Consider the following 17,991-nt stretch of genomic DNA (forward strand, 5'->3'; position numbering starts at 1 on the left):
TCTTTCTGCTCTGTCTGCTATACTTTGCTATCCCTTTGCCGGCACTGCACTATTATCTACATGAATTAGTGTAGCTGTAGCTGCAACCGGCTGAAACAGGTGTTCCTTTAAACAATACCGGTAACCATTTACCAGCAGGTGCATTTTCAGGTTTTCTACGGCGATAGGCTCGTTTTCTTCTACTTCGCGTAGGTTAGAGAAGGCGACTTCGCTGGCATCTATAATGGTTACAACCCCAGGGCCGAACACCTCTACCTGGTTACCCTTTTTGATGATAATGCCAGTTTCTTCGCTTAGTCCTATGCCAATGTAGTCTGGATCGTGGGCTACGGCATGTGCCAGGCGGCCAAAGCGGCCACGTTCTGCAAAGTGAGTGTCAATAAATACCTTCTTGATAAAAGAGCAGCCAGTGGTGGTTTTCATCTCTCCTTTTATCAGGGAGTAGTGCCCGTAACCGTCGTAAATCATTCTATCAGACATGATAGCGGCGCCGGCGCTTGTACCGGCAACGATAATCTCTTCTTCCCGGTATCTTTTCCGCAATATCCTTAACAGTTCGCTCCCGTTCAAAAAACTAGCCAGGCGCACCTGATCGCCTCCTGTAAAAAAGATCACGTCCGCCTGCTTTATGCGTTTCAGGTTATCGGGAATGTCGGCTTCGTGTTCCTCATCTATGCGCATAAAGCGCACATTATGGCACCCCAACTCTTCAAACGCCTCTTTGTAAGCCTGCCCAGATTCTTCTGCTTCAGTTGCTGCAGTGGCAATTACCTCTATTCTGGAAGTAAGGCTACAGATTTTGGAGTGAATTAATTTTATCAAACCATCATCGTAACCACCGCCTAAGGCTATTAACTTTCCTTTTACTTCTTCCATGTGTTGCTTTACCATAAAAACGATTTGTTATACTTTAATTTATAGAGGCAGGTTGGCAGAAGCACCAGGTATAATACATCTTATGTTGTAAAGTACAAATGTACAACAAATTAAGGCAACAAATGTGTTTTAGTAACAGGCATATCTTCGTTACGCGCTGGTATTTTTCCGCTTGGCAGCTTCCAGGGCCTTGGCTCATCAAAGGGCATCAGGAACAGGCGCATCGGTGATTGCTCTGCGGGATTGCGGTAAGACGGAACACCAATCGTGATAGCATCTTGTGGAATGTTGAGGCGAAGCGTGCTGTGCAACCTGTCCCAGAAAGAGAAAATAACTGAAAAGTTGCTGTTTGTCTCCTGGGCTACAATGGAGTGGTGGATGCCGTGCATGCGGGGCGTGACCACAACCTGGCAAAGCCTTCGCTCTACCCAAAAAGGCAGCCGCCAGTTGCTGTGATGAAAAGCAGTACAGCCCTCAAAAATTACTTCGTAAAAAAGTACGAGAGGAGCCGGAACGCCGATAAAGGCAGCCATAAAGCTACGGTAAGGCACTGAGGCAATGTTCTCGCCTATATGAAAGCGCCAGGCAGTGCTAAGGTCCAGGTCCATATCCACGTGGTGCACATTATGGAAGCGCCACAGCCAAGGCAGCTTGTGGAGCAAAATATGCCAGAGATAGTTTGTGTAGTCCAGCAGGGCAAACCCTAAAGTATACTTTACCCACTTTGGCGCGCCCAGCCGTGGCAACAGGCCAAAGTTATGCTTGTTCGCTTTCTGGGCGGCGCCATACATAGCCGGAAGCAAAGCAAATCGCAGTGCAGGAAGCGCCGCCAAGGCTACACTTCCGTTCTCTAAATAACGTTCTTCGGCTATTCTTACGCGCTTACGGAGTTTGTGCCTGTTTTGCAACACAAACAAGGCCACCGCCGCTGCTCCCAGCAGTGGCATGCCTATTTTATTGAACTTCGGAAACAGGAATTTCATGTACTGTTGCTACCTCTCCTGAGGCATATTGGTTACATTTAGCTAGCACCCTCTGCACCAGCCTATTATATGTTTTATAAAACTGTTCGGTTGCGGACATTAATATGTTCGCTGCCGGACACAATCTACTTATCCTGAAATTCGTTTTTACTACATAACACACTGATTTATAGTGATTTATAATGTTTGGCACGCAAAATGTAATTCACTAATCAGAAATGAAAAATAATTTGAGTGGCCCAAGCAACCTTTGTTACCAAGCCACCATCTATTAAATCAGAAAGACATTAAAAATCAAAACATTAAAAACTTACTACTATGAAAATTATCATTCTTCTTTTCGTCTTCGTACTTGGTTTCGGTGCTAGTGTTAAAAAACAAGCCGATGATATCAAAGATCTTAAAACAAGAGCTGAGATCAACGAGTACAAAACTTATCCGAACCTACTGCCTGTGGTAGAAATTGTAGCTGACCGTAGCTAGTCTTAACACAGCAACTACAGACAGCACACGCTTAAGCCATCGCAACAACTATGAAAATCATTATTCTTCTTTGCTTCATTGTCGGCGTCTTTTGTTTCGCAGCCAAAGATGCTCTTGATGCCAGAACTGCACATCTTTCAAAAAGTAAGCAGTTGACAGTAAACACCACAACCCATCACAATGCCCCTGGTATGCAAGTAATTTAAATCTTGTACTTGTGTACCAGCGGCAACAGCAAAAATAATTTTACTGCCAGTGAAGAGGTAACATGCACAATGTTATAACAGGGCTCCTTTTTGCCAAAAAATAAGGGCACTAATGTACTTTAAAGCAGACCAATAAAGTTTTTGCTGGCATCCGGCCTGTAGACCTGATGTTATAAAAGGGACTAAAATTGACTTTTATATCTTATCTTTAATATATACCTTTACAACACCAAAGCATAGAGGCAAACGCTAAAGTATATACTTTGCAATTGCTATTGCTGAGGTGCTTAGGATAAGTATAAAAGGCAAACTATATAAGAAACAGGAACAGAGCAGTAAACCCATTAACTAACTAATTGTCTAGCGCAGTTTGTTTCAAAAAGGTTAGTTAAAGTCTGCAGTCCCCCATCTGCAGGAGTAAGTGAATAGACAAACTTAAACAGAATAAAGTTAGACAGTTACATCTGTCGCTAGATGAGCTCTTTTCCTTAGAAAGCCCGGTCCCCACCGGGTTTTCGCTTTTTATAACCGGCTGGTCGTCTAATTAATTGTCTTTGTTTTTGAAGATGTCGAAGATGCTGCCTTCGCGGCTATCCTGGTTTTTCTTTTTCTTTCTTTTCCTGGTATCTTCTTCTTTATCGCCAAAAGGCCACCAGCTCTTCTTCTCTTTTTTCTCCTTCACAAGCACATACCTCACCGATACGCCAGAGGCAAGATCTACCCAGTCAGCGTGGTTAATATGCACGGCAGGTTTTAAGTCGGCAGACAGAAGTATGGGCAAGCCATTAACTTTATACTCTATGCCAAGTATGGCATCGGCACCAGTAAACACGCCGCTGTCTTTCAGGTTGCCAATATGGGCGCCGGCGCCAACGTAGTAGTTAAATCTTTTGCCCAGCAACGGAAAGTGCCACTCGTATAAGGCTGTACCGCTGTACTCGTTGGAGCCTACTGTTACGATGCCTTCTATGGTGCCTTTCTCGTGCAGTTTCTGCTGAAGCGATATTCCGAACTTGTCGCTTTCGAACCGGGGGCCGAGGGCAGTTCTGTACTTCTGGGCCTGGCTTGCTATACTTACGCCGCACACAAGGCAGCAAATAATCAATAACCTTTTCATCATATACTTAGGGTGAAACAAAAGCACCGTAGCAAATACCACTCCTTTTTATTTAGGAAATATAAAGATACTGCTGCAACGAGGCGCTTCAACAGGTTGGCATTTTAATTTGTGGCAAACAAGCTATTTGTTTTTAACCTGAAATTCAGTAGCTTAACCTGTACTTACTGCACTTTAAACTATAAAACATGAAAAAAATTTTAAGCTGGGCGCCAGCTGCCTTTGCGGTAGCGGCTCTCTTAGCCGGATGCCAGAACACTACATCCAGCGAAAACCAGACAACCGAGCCGGTGGTGAAGACCTATACCATCGAGCAGTTCATGAACACCACCTCCATCGCAGGCAGCGACTTCGCTCCCGATAACTCAAAGATACTTTTTTCGAGCAACAAGACCGGCGTATACAATGCTTTCGAAGTGCCTGTAACCGGAGGCGAACCGCGCCAGCTCACCAACTCAACGGATAATTCGGTGTTTGCGATATCCTACTTCCCGAAAGATGAGCGGATTTTATACTCCAGCGACAAAGGCGGCAATGAGATTACACACCTGTACATGCGCAGCCCCGATGGCACTGTAAAAGACTTAACTCCTGAGCCTCAGGCCAAAGCAAACTTTGCAGGCTGGAGCCACGACCAGAACAGCTTCTTTTTCCTGTCTAACAAACGAGATCCAAAATATTTCGACCTGTACGAGATGGACCTGCAGGCGATGACACCAAAGCTGGTGATGAAAAATGAGCAGGGACTTGAAGTAGGCGCCATCTCACGCGACAAGCAGTACATAGCCCTGGTAAAGAGCATCAACACCAACAGCAACGACATGTACCTGTACAACACTGCTACTAAGCAGCTGAAGAAACTGACCGACCACAAACAGGACATCAAGTATGCCCCCGAAACATTTACCCCGGACAATAAGCAGCTATACTTTGTAACAGATGAAGGCGGTGAGTTTATGGAGCTGAAAAGCTATGACCTTGCCACCGGCAAAACTGCCAACGTAGAAAAAGCGGAATGGGACATCATGTATACTTATTTCTCCAGGGACGGGAAGTATAGAGTGACCGCTATTAACAACGACGCCCGCACCGAGGTAAAAGTATACGATACCGCCACAGGCAAGCAAGTGAAGCTGCCCGATGTACCTGCCGGCGACATAACTGGCGTAAACTTTTCGGACGACGAAAACCTGATGGCCTTTTACGTGAACAGCCCCACCTCCTCCAGCAACCTGTACGTACACGACTTCCGCAACAACAAAACTACCAAACTGACAGACACCATGAACCCGGAGATTAATGAGGATGATTTGGTAAAAACCGAAGTGGTACGGTATAAGTCTTATGACGGCATGGAGATACCGGCGCTGCTGATGAAGCCGAAAAATGCCAGTGCAGATAACAAAGTGCCAGCTGTGCTATGGATACATGGTGGCCCGGGTGGCCAGACACGCCTGAACTACAGCCCACTGATGCAGTACCTGGTAAACCACGGCTATGCGGTGCTGGCGGTAAACAACCGTGGCAGCTCCGGCTATGGCAAAACGTTTTTTGCCGCCGACGATAAAAAGCACGGCGACGTAGACTTGAAAGATGTGGTAAAGGCAAAAGACTTCCTGAAGAGCACCGGCTATGTAGCTGAAGACAAAATTGGCATAATGGGAGGCAGCTACGGCGGCTATATGGTGCTTGCTGGCCTTGCCTTTACTCCAGATGAGTTTGCTGTGGGCGTTAACCTGTTCGGGGTAGCTAACTGGCTACGCACCCTGCAAAGTATACCACCGTATTGGGAATCGTTTAGGGAGGCGCTTTATAAAGAGATGGGTAACCCTGAAACAGACTCTGCAGCCCTATACAACAAATCCCCGCTGTTTTTTGCGCACCAGATCAAGAAGCCGCTGATGGTGTTGCAGGGCGCCAACGACCCGCGCGTGCTAAAAGTAGAGTCTGATGAAATTGTGGCAGCTGTGAAAAAGAACAATGTGCCGGTAGAGTATGTGGTGTTTGATGATGAGGGCCATGGCTTTGTAAAGAAAGAAAACCAGATAGAAGGCTACAGTGCTATACTTCAGTTTTTAGATAAGCACTTGAAAGGCGGACCTGCGCCTGCCGGCTCCAGCAAGAACTAAGCATTTACTCTTTGCAGCCAGGCGGCATAGCGGTGTCGCCTGGCTGTTTTATACTTTCGCCTATACTTACCAAACCCATATACTATGCAGGAACTCGACGAACTAACCAGGCAGCTCTACAGCTGCGTTTGCTTTAATAAAGGAGAGAAGCCAGAGCTGGAGAAGTTAAAACCGCTTTTCTTCGGCAGTGGCCGATTAATAAACAACAGTGGCACCGAACCTCAGGAGTATACTGTAGCGCAGTTCTCAGAGAATGTGATGAAGAAAATCTCTGAAAACGTGATAGAAGCATTTCAGGAGAAGGAGGTGGCCAGTAAAACAGAGGTATTTGGCAAAGTGGCGCACCGGTTCAGCACCTACGAGGCACGCTTTGACGAAGCCAGCCCGGCCCCTTTTGCTGTGGGTGTTAACTGCATTCAGTTTATACAGGTAGATGGCAAGTGGCTGATAACCTCCATGGCCTGGGACGACGAAACAAAATAGCCTTTTATACTTTAGAAATTGCCCCGGTAACTGCGGTTGGCTTTTTTCTCGGCCTGCTTCTTTTTGCCCTCTAGCCGCCGCTTTACCGACGAGCGCGAAGGCTTCGTAGCCTTTCGCTTTTTCTGTTTGGTAAGCGCCTGCCGCAGCAGCTCGTAAAAACGCTCCACACACAGCTCTTTGTTTCGCAACTGGCTACGCTCTGTCTGGCACACCACCTGCAGGTAACCTTCGTTGTTAATGCGGCTGGCCAGCTTACTTAGCACCAGCTCCTTTTCCTCATCGCTAAGCAGCTCAGAGTTCTGCACATCAAACTTCAGCTCCACCTTGGTTGCCACCTTATTCACATTCTGGCCGCCGGCCCCTCCGCTCCTAGATGCCTGAAACTGTAGTTCCTTCTCAAAATCCCTTTCCTGTAGTTGCATGATGCTGTGCTTTGTTTTAGATACTGCAATGTGCTGTTTTTATACTTACGAAACCATACTTTGAAGTATAACCGTAGTACATGCTATACGCACCAAGTATAAACAAACTATGAAAGAAGCCATCGGCGCGTAGTGCAGCACACACGCTTTAAATTCTGCCGTGCTCAAACTACTGTGGCTTTCCCGGCTGGCAACTAACCTAACGCAACATGAGAGAAAAAGACCTTTGGTACAAACGCGCTGTAGTATACGCCCTGGATGTAGAAACTTTTCAGGACTCTAACGGAGATGGCATCGGTGACTTTCAGGGGCTGACCGGCCGACTGGATTACCTGGCAACACTGGGAATTACCTGTATCTGGCTGCTGCCCTTTTACCCAACACCCAACCGCGACAACGGCTACGATGTTATGGATTACTATAACGTAGACAGCCGGCTTGGCACCCTCGGTGATTTTGCAGGCTTTGTGAAAGAGGCCAGTGAGCGTGGCATGCGTGTTATCGTGGACCTGGTGGTAAACCACACTTCGGATCAGCACCCATGGTTCCAGCAGGCCCGCCGCGACAAAAACTCTAAGTATAGGCAGTACTACACCTGGCGCGAAGAAGAACCAGAAGACCCTGCCTACAAACCATCTTTTTCAGGTCCGCAGGACGACATCTGGAGTTATGACGAAGAGGCGCAGGCATATTACCTGCACAGGTTCTATTCTCATCAGCCTGATCTTAACTTCAACAATCCGGAGGTGCGCAAGGAAATACACCACATTATGGGTTTCTGGCTGGCGCTGGGTGTGTCTGGCTTCCGGATCGATGCGGCCCATATTCTTGTGCAAAGCGACCAGGAGCACGATACGGACGAGCACTATACTTTGATCGAGGATATGCGTGAGTACATTACGATGCACAGCCGCGACGCAATACTTTTGGCGGAGGCGTCAGGTCCGCCGCAGGTGGTAGGAAGCTTTTTTAAAGGCAAAAACCGGATGCACATGATGTTCAATTTCCTGCTAAACCAGCACATCTTTTTGGGCCTGGCAAGGGAAAAGGGCAGCTCCATAGCCAAAGGCATGAAAATGCTACCCGACACCGACTACAGAGAGCAGTGGCTTAATTTTCTGCGGCACCACGACGAACTGAACGTGGAGGACCTGGAGCAGGATGAGCAGGAGATTGTTTTTAAGAAATTTGCTCCCAAAGAAGACATGAAAGTTTACGGCCGGGGCATCAGGCGAAGATTGCCGCCCATACTCGAAGGTAACCGCCAGAAAATAGAGCTTGCCTACAGTTTGCTGTTCAGTTTACCGGGCACTCCCATGATACAGTATGGTGCCGAGATAGGCATGGGCGACGACTTGTCTTTAGAAGAGCGGAACAGTGTGCGCACGGCCATGCAGTGGACAGATGAGCCAAACGCCGGCTTTTCCAAATCAGCGGAGGCAGATCTTATCCGTCCTGTTATAGACAAAGGAAACTACTCCTATAAAAAAGTGAATGTGGCAAAACAGCTGCGCGATTCAGACTCTTTACTCAACTGGATGGAGCGCGTGATACGGGTGCGCAGGCAATGCCCGGAGCTTGGGAACGGCAGCAGCAACATCATATCCATACCAGATAGCCGCGTGCTGGTGCACAGCTGCGAACTACAGTATAAACTTGTGGCAGCACACAACCTGAGCCGCGAAAAAGTACAGATAGAAATAGAAGACCTTTGCGACGAAGAGATGCACCTGGACGAGGTTTTCAGTAATTCAGAATATCCTGCCCCCAAAAAAGGAAAGGTAGATTTAGAGCCTTACGGCTATCGTTGGTTCAGGCTGCACAAGCTGCCGTCGGAAAAGAAAACCTCGCCACCTAACAAGAAGCCAAAAGCATAGTGTGCCTATACTTGGGCCAGTAAACAATACAGCCCGGGATGCGTTAATAAAATACAGTAAGTATAGCCCTACGCGTATGAAATGGTCTCTGAAACTGGGAAGTATAGCCGGCATTAAAATACTGGTACACTGGACATTTGTTTTCCTGATTGCGTGGGTCGTATTCTCGGAGGCGCAGCGCGGCAGCGACCTAAACACCACCTTGCTTGCCATCGCGTTTATACTTACTGTTTTCCTGTGCGTAGTGCTGCACGAGCTGGGGCATGCACTTACCGCCAAACGCTACGGCATCAACACCAAAATGATAACGCTGTTACCTATTGGCGGCGTTGCAAGCCTGGAACGCATGCCAGAAAAACCAAAGCAAGAGCTGATGATCGCTATTGCCGGCCCGGCTGTTAACGTGGTTATTGCACTTATACTTTGGCTGGTGCTGCCTTCGCTTAAAGATGTGCCTTCGGAGGAGTTTTTTCAGCGCATTACGCCTGCCAACTTTTTCTACCTGCTCTTATTCGTGAACGTGGTGCTGGTTGTTTTTAACGCCATACCTGCCTTTCCGATGGATGGTGGCAGAGTGTTGCGGGCATTGCTGGCTTTTAAACTGGGCAGAGTGCGCGCCACACAAATAGCGGCAAACCTGGGGCAACTGCTGGCAATCGGCTTCGTGTTTATCGGCTTGTTCTACAATCCTTTTCTTATACTTATCGGTGCCTTCGTCTTTTTCGGAGCCTACGCCGAAAACATGCTGGTGCAGCACCTGGATTTCCTGCGCGGCCACAGTGTACGCGAAGGCATGATGACTAATTTCGTAACCCTGACTCCTACTGACACCGTGAAAGATGCCCTGAACAAACTGCTGATGGGCTCAGAGCACGAATTTATAGTAGAGCAGGAGGGGCAGGTAATTGGTACGCTTACCCGTATGCAACTGATCCAGGCTATAAAAGAGGAGCTGTTAAACAAACCTGTGTCAGAGATCATGTCGCAGGAGTTTAAAACTTTTAACGTGCAGGACAAATTAGCCGAAGCTTACACGGAGTTACAAAAAACACGCGCCCCGCTTATACCTGTACTCGATAACGGCCGCCTTGCCGGGGTTATCAACACCGATAACATCAACGAGTTTATCATGATCAAGTCTGCGCTCACGCACTAATGCCTTTTTGCCCGTTATTCGTAAGGTAGCTACGTCCCACATTAACACCAATCAACCAATCCATAATTAAACCGCCACCCCCTCATTTATACTTTTTGCTAGTAACTACGAAAAAAATCGTAAATAAAATTTCCTTTTACGAAATCATTCGTATATACTTGTATCAAAACTAACCAAGAGCTATAACTATCTATTTACTATGACTTTGGAAAAAACCCTTAAACCCACCGAATCGGAACTGGAGATACTGCAGGTACTCTGGCAACATGGCCCTAGCACCGTACGATTTGTGCACGAGGAGCTGAGCAAGAATAAAGAAGTTGGCTACACTACCACCTTGAAGTTGATGCAGATCATGGCAGACAAACAGATGCTGGACGTGGACAAATCGAGCCGCTCACATATCTATTATGCCGCTCTCGAAGAGGAGAAAACACAGCAGCAACTACTTGGCAGATTTCTGGATGCTGCTTTCAGGGGCTCAGCCAGCAAACTGGTAATGCAGGCGCTGGGCAACAGCAATACATCCAAAGCAGAACTGGACGAAATCAGAAACTTACTTGATAAACTGGAAGGAGGTAGCAAATGAACCAGATCCTGAATTTATTCTCTGAGTCAGTAGTGCAGGCCCTGGGCTGGACTTTGCTGCACTCGCTTTGGCAAGGTGCGCTGCTGGCGATTATACTTAGCCTGTTAATGCTGGTGCTGCACCGTCATACTTCTAAAACACGTTATACCATTGCTGCGGCAACCCTGCTGCTTCAGGTGCTTGTATCGGCTATCACATTCGATCATTATTACTTTTTGGCCCCACAGGAAACTGCTGCTCTTAACCTGACTGTTACCGCAGCGCAGGCTACTTTAACTACAACAGAGGCCCCTGTATCATTCTGGGCATCCCCGTTAGAGGTTTCGAAAGCATACTTTGAGCAGCACATGCCGCTTATCGTTACTTTCTGGCTGATGGGTCTGGTGCTGATGGCGCTTCGTTTTTTGGGAGGTCTAGCTTATACCCAGCGCCTGCGCCACTACAAAACCACACCGCTTTCTGAGAAGTGGCTAGAACGATTAGCTGCACTTCAACAAGAGCTAGGCATGTCGAAAGTTGTGCGCTTAGCTGAATCCGGTTTGGTGAAAGTACCTATGGCCATCGGCTACGCCAAGCCTGTTATATTGATGCCGGTGGGCGCTGTAACCGGGCTGTCGCAGGCACAGGTAGAGGCCATACTTGCCCACGAACTGGCACACATACTTCGCCGCGACTATCTGTTCAATATCATCCAATCCATTGTAGACATTATCTTTTTCTACCACCCGGCCATGTGGTGGATATCTGGTGTGGTTCGCGCCGAGCGTGAAAACTGCTGCGACGATATAGCCGTAGCCGTGTGCGGCAGCAACCTTACCTATGCCCGCGCCCTTGCCGAGCTAGAGGCCATGCGTATGCCAGCCGGGCCAGCCCTGGCCATGGCGTTCTCAGGCAAGCGCAACACGTTACTTAGCCGTATTAAGCGTTTGGTAGGAAAAGAATCGATGCGCCCAACGTTTGCCGAAGGCTTTATAGCTGCCTTAGTATTGGTAGCGGGCTTAACCGTGTTTTCTTACGGAGCCGTGGCCAGCCTGAAGCAGCTGAACAAGAAAGACGTTGCTGACAAAATCGAGGCAAACGCTACTCCAACTATAAGCAGCACTGCTACACCTGCCGAAGTATATGCCTGGGAAGATGAGGAAACAAGCGCCTACGCTTACAAAGTGCAGGACGGGGACGGCAAAACCCGCGACATCGTCATCATCAAAAACAAAAAAGGAGAGGTTACAGAGCTTTATGTTGATGGCAAGCGCATTCCTAAAAAAGATATCCCGAAGTATACCGAGCTAATAAACCAGCGTCTGCAAATTATCGACAACGCTCCAAAGGCAACCTCAGCTCAGGTACAGGCCGGCTTAAATGAAGAGCGCAATGCCTTAGACAAAACAAAGCGCCGACAAGAAAAGAGTGAGTATACTTACCGCTATTACGGGTCAGGTGACAGCGGAGCGTTTGCCCCTCCGCCACCAATGTCTCCTGCGGCGCCCTTACCTCCTATGGCACATGGCCACAGAACAGCCCCGATGCCGCCTATGCCACCCATGGCTCCTCTTTCAGGAGACAAAGATGCCCAGAAGCAGTTTAAGGAGGCTATGAAAGAGCATGAGAAGGAGATGGCAGAGTATAAAAGCGAGCTTAAAAAGTACGAAGAAGATATTCGTAAACAAATGGAGGCCGGCACCATCAGCCAGCAGCATTATCAGCAACAAATGCAGCATTATCAACAAAGAATAGAGGCGCAGGCAAGACGCTCCGAAGAGCAGGGACGGCGTGCCATTGCACAGGCTGAGCGTGCCCGCGAAATGGCCCAGCGCCATGAGGAGATGGCCAAAAAGCATGAAGAAAGAGCCCGCCAGCACGAGGCTCGCATGAAAGAACTGAAAAAGGAAATGGTAAAAGACGGCTTTATTAAAAGCGAAAACGAAAACGTTAACATAGAAATAACTAAAGACAGCTTTTATGTGAACGGCAAAAAGCAGAGCCAGGAGATGTTTGAGAAATATAAAAAACTGATGGATGTGAATATAACTGGCGAAGGCCGCTTCAGATATAACCAGAATAACTAATTGCTCTACTTCCAACAACCAAACAGCAGCTTGCCGGTTTAATACTTTGGCAGGCTGCTGTTTTATAAAGTGCTTTGTAACATCAGTATTAAAATCAAAACTATATATCCATTTTTATAGTAATTTGCGTAAGTATAACACGCTGCGGCATACCTTACAGCCCTGGCGCATTTGCTCTACATCTAAAACCGCATCTGCAATAATGATAAAACTATACGCAGCCCCTATTGCTCTGACACGCACTATGCTAAAGTTATTGTTCACCATCTTAGCGCTGATTACCACCACTAACCTTCTTGCTGACAACAGCCTGCACATGGTTCCTATCTCATTGGAGGAGCGGACACGCAAAGCAGACATCGTTATTGAAGGAGAGGTTATATCCCAGAAATCTTTCTGGAACGCAGACAACACAAATATTTATACTTCCAACGTTATAAGAGTATACAAGGTGTTTAAAGGCAGCGTGCAGGAGCAGCAGCTCGAGTTGATAACACAAGGAGGAAGCGTTGGACTTAAAAAACAAGTATTGTCCACAGCACTTGAGCTGTACCCCGGGCAGCAGGGCATCTTTTTACTCATGAACGAGAAAGAAATCAGCAGCACTCCTTTCAAATTAAAACTGCACACAAGAGCATATGCCGGCCAACAAGGCTTTGTAAAGTATAACTTAAAGGAGGTTTCTGCTGCAGATGCATTTAACACCTATAGCTCGGTACAACAGCTATACAATGCCATAACAGAAAGAACAGGCAGCAGCTACCGCGTTATTCAGGAAAACACCTCCCTTCATAAAGCCATTGAGGCGAAACGCCCCGGCTCAGAAGTGCAAACGCAAAAAAGCCTGCTCATACCTGTCATTACCAGTTTCTCGCCTACGGTTACAACAGCCGGCACCGACGCCGTGCTTACCATTAACGGAACAAACTTTGGCAGTACCCGCGGCACAGGAAAAGTTGAGTTTCGCAATGCCGATGATGGCGGCAAAACATTTATGGAGCCTCGCCCAAAAGACTACATCTCCTGGACAAACACACAGATACGAGTGCGTATACCATCTCGGGGAAAAGACGGCGGCACAGCCGGATCAGGGGAGATTCGCGTAACTGCCGCAGATGGTAGTTCTATTATCAGTGCAACCCAGATAATCATAGAGTTTGCAGTTCTTAACGTTGCATTAACTCAGCCAAACCTGAGAACCTTTGAGCCGCTGTTGCAAAACAAAAACGGCAAAGGTGGCTATACTGTTCGTTACGCACCGAGCATGCAAAATAGATCTGCCGCACGCGAAGGCTTTGAACGTGCACTTAACACTTGGACCTGTGCCACAAATGTGAATTGGGATGTTGGCTCTCCAACAACCATTGAGGCTGCAAAAGATGACGAAATTTCAGTTATCCGGTTTGCCCAAGGCTCAACCTTCGGGCAGGAGGGCGTACTGGCCAGCACCCTAAGTTACTGGGAAGGATACAGGTGCGGAACGGACACTGTGTTCTGGCTAAGCGAGTTTGATATGGCCATTAACAGCAATATTACCTGGCAATATGGCCCAGGAGGCCCAACAGGCAACCAGTACGACTTTGAAACGGTGATCCTGCACGAGCTAGGGCACGCACACCAGCTGGGCCACGTTATACTTCCACGTGCTGTTATGCATTATGCTGTGGAAGTAAGGGCGCTGGTGCGAGACCTGAGCGATGCAGACATCCGGGGAGGTAACCGTGTAATGGCGCGGAGCACAGTACCTTTTAGCTGTAACGTACCACCTGAACCAATGATTCCTGAAACCCAGGGAGACTGTAACCTGGCGCCGGAGATATTTACGTTTGATGGCGCTTTCCAAGGCTCTCAAGTCGTCTTGAATTGGGTGACACAACAAGAGCAAAACGTAAACTTCTATGTAATACAGCGGAGTGCCGACGGCTCTACCTGGCAAGATATTGCTGAAGTAGATGCAAAAGGTGCCGGCACCTATACTTACACAGATGCTAATCCGCTTAACGATATCAGCTTTTACCGTCTCAAGCTTGTGTACAACGACAACAGCAATAGCTTCTCGCCGCGTGTACGGCTAATAAACCCAAGTTCGCTGCGCAGGCTACAGGTATTCCCTAATCCGGTACCGCCAGGCACATACAGCATAAATCTAGTTTATCTTGTAAATTCTAACACTACGTTGTCATTACAGTTATATAGCACAACAGGTAAACTTGTTCGGGATGTTAACTTTACATTGTCTGATGTAAACGAGCCAATAGAATTGTCGCTGCGTGATTTGGCAGCTGGCGTTTATATACTTAAATGGCAGGAGCGTTCTAACAGCGGAGAGTTTAAAATAGTCAAGCTATAACAGCACCTCTTTAAGAGTCTTTAAACAACAGAAGCCGGGGCAATTGCTGCCCCGGCTTCTGTTGTTTAAAGAATTCTATTTTAACTTATTTTGCAGATAAAGTCACTGCAGCACCTTTTAGCAGGGCTAGGCACTGCAACTGCACTATAGTTACTGTTAAGCAAATGGCAGTACCCTACTCTTATTATCTTTTAATTGTGTGGTAAATAGCTATGGGAAGCAAGTAGCCACAAAAAAGGCAGACAATAGCTTGCCTGAAATGAAAAGCTTTGCCTGCCTACTTTCACAGTTCTACCGTTTATACTACAGATAAAGTTAAGGCGTACTGCCTTTGTTTCTGTATTAACTGTGAGGCAAATGGGAACAGTAAGTTTTATAGCTTGGAAAGGGCGATTATATAGCACAAATTTGAATGGAACTGCCCAACAAAACAAGGCATTTTATACCCTATTTGTAACATCACAACTTTCGCATAAGAGAGCAAGTCAATAATACATAAGTGCCTAAAAAAGCTTTAAAGGCACTTTATAATTAGCATATGCCAACAATTTTGTAACATCAGGCGATGAAAATTTTATATGCTTTTATGCAGTAAATGTGTTTACTCAGTCACAATACAGCATGTAGTTTGGCTTTATTATAGCCATAAAACTATATTTTGGTTAGATTAGCACTGCTAAAACCGTTGCCATACATGCCCAAAACGAGACGCAAATTTACTCAGTGCCCAAACTGTGGATACACTTTTAAGGATACAAACAACTACTGTCCTAACTGTGGCCAGGAGAACCATGACCTGAATGTGCCGGTAAAACACCTTGTCGCAGAGTTTTTTGAAGGCACCATGCACTTTGATACAAAAGCATGGCATACCCTAAAATACCTTATCACAAAGCCAGGGCTACTTACAGAGAAATTCAACACCGGGCAGCGTGCATCCTATGTTCCGCCGTTCAGGCTGTATGTTTTTGTCAGTTTGATTTTCTTTTTTGTGCTGGCATTAACTACCGAAAGCAGCGTAAAAGTTGCCGGACAAGAACAAGGCGAAGCAAAAGCTATACTTCCGGGTGTTACTATCAACGCTAATGTGGCCGACTCTTTGGAGCAGGCCGCAGACTCTGCAGCACTGACACGGTTAAAACAGCTACAGAACACTGAACAGCTAAAAGCGTTAAGCTCTGGATTGCAGGAAGATGCATTTATGACTGAGTTCTCTGAGAAGTTTGCCAGTTTTAGCAGCCATGGCGAGGAATCAAAACAAAAGCTTATCAAAAACCTCTCGTTCATGATGTTCCTGCTCATGCCATTTTTTGCGCTGGTGCTGTACCTTTATTATCGTAAGCAAGACCGCAATTATGTTGAGCACCTAATGTTCTCCATACACCTGCACACGTTTTATTTCATACTGCTCTCTGTGGCTATGCTGCTGGGCAAGTTGTTTCCGGCTTTAAACTTAGAGGCCATAGTGCTAGCCATACTTGTGCTATACTTATACCTGGCTTTACACCAGGTTTATAAACAGACTTACCTGCGCACTTTAGTTAGCCTGTTGCCTATTGGATTTGTGTATCTTTTAACTTTAGCCGTTTTCTTTTTGGGCACTGTTTTCGTAAGCGTGCTACTGACCTAGGCTTTTACTTATACTTTTATACTTATGACACTAACCGCCACTACCATCACCTGGGACAAACTGATCTCTAAAAAGCGATTTGAGACCGCAGACAAAAAGTATACTTCTGATGAGTCGGTGCGGGGCGAGTTCCAGCGCGACTACGACAGAATTGTTTTTTCGTCTGCTTTCAGACGGCTGCAAAATAAAACGCAGGTAATGCCCATGCCTGAGAGTGATTTTGTGCACACCCGGCTCACGCACAGTTTGGAGGCATCGGTAGTAGGTCGATCTTTGGGTCGTATTGTGGGTAAAAGCATATTAGAGCGGTACCCGGAACTGGCAGAGGAAAAAAACATACAAGAAGCCGACTTTGGTGATGTTGTAGCCGCAGCCTGTTTGGCACACGATATTGGCAACCCGCCTTTTGGCCACTCCGGCGAAGATGCTATTTCATCATACTTTGAAAGCGAAGCAGCAAAGCCGTATTTAACCAATTTAACAGAAGCCCAAAAAGCAGACCTGATCCGATATGAAGGCAATGCGGCAGGCTTCAGGGTACTTACTTATACTTATCCTACTCACTGCAATATGCCTGGCGGCCTTAGCCTTACCTATACTACGCTGGCCACTTTTACTAAATACCCAAAAGAGTCGCTGCCGATTATCCTGAACACTAAAAACACCAGCGAGAAGAAGTATGGCTTCTTTCAGACAGAGAAAGCGTGGTTTAACAACATAGCCAAAGAGCTGGGGCTACTGAAAAAAGGACAGGCAGGAGAAGTGTATTATCACCGCCACCCGCTGGCCTTCTTAGTAGAGGCTGCCGACGATATTTGTTACCGCATCATTGATTTTGAAGACGGCTTGAAGCTAGGACTGGTGCCGCAGGAGCAGGGTATGGACTTACTGCGCCAGATCCTGAACCTAGATTCCAATCATAAATCTAGCCTTACCTTCTACGACTGGAAGGAGGAGATCGGATATCTGCGCGCCCGCATCATTGGCAAACTTATAGATGAGACAACGGCAGTCTTTCTGGAGCACGAGCAAGAGATGCTGAACGGCACCTATGATAAGCCGCTGATTAACGAATTAGCGTGCAAGCCTGTGCTTGACAAGATAAAAGACCTGTCTATAAAACTGATCTATCAGAACCGCCCAGTACTTGAGATTGAGGCTGCAGGTTTTGAGGTACTGGGTGGCTTGCTAGATGCCGGTATAAAAGCTGTTTTTGAGAAAAACTCCAAGCACCACCGCAAACTGGCCGCACTTATACCGCCACATTACCTTCAGCTACCGGATACGGCCACTGATTACGAACGCATTATCCACATCTGCGATTTTGTTACCAGCCTTACCGACCAGGCAGCCCTTGGCCTGTACCGAAAAATAAAAGGTATAGAACTGCCAAAGATGTACTAGTTTGATCAGCAGCTGCCATTGGCGAGGTGCCGCTTGCTACCGTGCACACTGTGTTAAACACATACTTTGATAGGCTGATTTGTTCGTCTACAAAATCTTTGGATTCATCTGCCACTACTCCACTTTGGCCGAGTCAGCGCTGTATTACAGAGGTTTTCATTCGCTTCTTGCTTTAAATAATGCTAATTTTAGGCATTACCGCAGTTAAAATATCTCACAT

Annotated in this window: 15 protein-coding genes; 11 read left to right on the plus strand and 4 right to left on the minus strand. The window is 46.9% G+C overall.

The annotated features are described in order from the left end of the window. Positions 1-27 precede the first annotated feature (27 nt). Positions 28-876, minus strand: coding sequence for a cyanophycinase (locus H8S84_RS13880; RefSeq protein ID WP_222621664.1), 849 nt, complete (start codon positions 874-876; stop codon positions 28-30). A 110-nt stretch (positions 877-986) separates the two neighbouring features. Further along, positions 987-1,859, minus strand: coding sequence for a sterol desaturase family protein (locus H8S84_RS13885; RefSeq protein WP_187067964.1), 873 nt, complete (start codon positions 1,857-1,859; stop codon positions 987-989). Between the two features lie 318 nt (positions 1,860-2,177). On the opposite strand from H8S84_RS13885, the gene H8S84_RS13890 reads away from it, so the two are divergent. Both H8S84_RS13890 and H8S84_RS13895 read left to right on the plus strand, forming a co-directional pair. Further along, the gene (locus tag H8S84_RS13890) at positions 2,178-2,342 is read left to right on the plus strand and encodes a hypothetical protein (RefSeq protein WP_187067965.1); all 165 of its coding nucleotides are present in this window, start codon (positions 2,178-2,180) and stop codon (positions 2,340-2,342) included. 50 nt (positions 2,343-2,392) lie between these two features. Beyond that, on the plus strand, positions 2,393-2,548 hold the full coding sequence (locus H8S84_RS13895; RefSeq protein ID WP_187067966.1) for a hypothetical protein: 156 nt from the start codon (positions 2,393-2,395) through the stop codon (positions 2,546-2,548). Positions 2,549-3,092: 544 nt separating this feature from the next. Here H8S84_RS13895 and H8S84_RS13900 read toward each other — a convergent pair. After that, positions 3,093-3,668: a hypothetical protein gene (locus H8S84_RS13900; protein WP_187067967.1), complete on the minus strand. Its 576-nt coding sequence runs from the start codon at positions 3,666-3,668 to the stop codon at positions 3,093-3,095. A 185-nt stretch (positions 3,669-3,853) separates the two neighbouring features. On the opposite strand from H8S84_RS13900, the gene H8S84_RS13905 reads away from it, so the two are divergent. Both H8S84_RS13905 and H8S84_RS13910 read left to right on the plus strand, forming a co-directional pair. After that, positions 3,854-5,794 (plus strand): S9 family peptidase, encoded by a 1,941-nt coding sequence (locus H8S84_RS13905; RefSeq protein ID WP_187067968.1) that lies wholly within the window; start codon positions 3,854-3,856, stop codon positions 5,792-5,794. 84 nt (positions 5,795-5,878) lie between these two features. Next, complete coding sequence (locus tag H8S84_RS13910; protein WP_187067969.1) at positions 5,879-6,277, plus strand: hypothetical protein; 399 nt, start codon at positions 5,879-5,881, stop codon at positions 6,275-6,277. An 11-nt stretch (positions 6,278-6,288) separates the two neighbouring features. Here H8S84_RS13910 and arfB read toward each other — a convergent pair whose 3' ends face one another. Next, positions 6,289-6,699 carry an alternative ribosome rescue aminoacyl-tRNA hydrolase ArfB gene (gene arfB / locus H8S84_RS13915; protein ID WP_222621665.1) on the minus strand — a complete coding sequence of 137 codons (411 nt, stop codon included), beginning with the start codon at positions 6,697-6,699 and terminating at the stop codon, positions 6,289-6,291. Positions 6,700-6,908: 209 nt separating this feature from the next. On the opposite strand from arfB, the gene H8S84_RS13920 reads away from it, so the two are divergent. From H8S84_RS13920 to dgt, 7 genes are all read left to right on the plus strand, one after another. After that, entirely contained in the window at positions 6,909-8,576 is a 1,668-nt protein-coding gene (locus H8S84_RS13920) for an alpha-amylase family protein (protein WP_187067970.1), read from the plus strand. 76 nt (positions 8,577-8,652) lie between these two features. Further along, complete coding sequence (locus H8S84_RS13925) at positions 8,653-9,732, plus strand: site-2 protease family protein (RefSeq protein ID WP_187067971.1); 1,080 nt, start codon at positions 8,653-8,655, stop codon at positions 9,730-9,732. 199 nt (positions 9,733-9,931) lie between these two features. Further along, positions 9,932-10,321, plus strand: a complete 390-nt coding sequence (locus H8S84_RS13930; RefSeq protein ID WP_187067972.1) for a BlaI/MecI/CopY family transcriptional regulator — start codon at positions 9,932-9,934, stop codon at positions 10,319-10,321. After that, complete coding sequence (locus tag H8S84_RS13935) at positions 10,318-12,387, plus strand: M56 family metallopeptidase (protein ID WP_187067973.1); 2,070 nt, start codon at positions 10,318-10,320, stop codon at positions 12,385-12,387. The genes H8S84_RS13930 and H8S84_RS13935 overlap by 4 nt, the downstream gene beginning before the upstream one ends. 202 nt (positions 12,388-12,589) lie before the next feature. After that, complete coding sequence (locus tag H8S84_RS13940; protein ID WP_187067974.1) at positions 12,590-14,737, plus strand: T9SS type A sorting domain-containing protein; 2,148 nt, start codon at positions 12,590-12,592, stop codon at positions 14,735-14,737. Positions 14,738-15,431: 694 nt separating this feature from the next. Beyond that, complete coding sequence (locus H8S84_RS13945) at positions 15,432-16,367, plus strand: DUF3667 domain-containing protein (protein WP_187067975.1); 936 nt, start codon at positions 15,432-15,434, stop codon at positions 16,365-16,367. Positions 16,368-16,391: 24 nt separating this feature from the next. Next, on the plus strand, positions 16,392-17,771 hold the full coding sequence (gene dgt, locus H8S84_RS13950; RefSeq protein ID WP_187067976.1) for a dGTP triphosphohydrolase: 1,380 nt from the start codon (positions 16,392-16,394) through the stop codon (positions 17,769-17,771). Positions 17,772-17,991 lie beyond the last annotated feature (220 nt).

The organism is Pontibacter cellulosilyticus (assembly GCF_014306105.1).
Lineage (GTDB): Bacteria > Bacteroidota > Bacteroidia > Cytophagales > Hymenobacteraceae > Pontibacter > Pontibacter cellulosilyticus.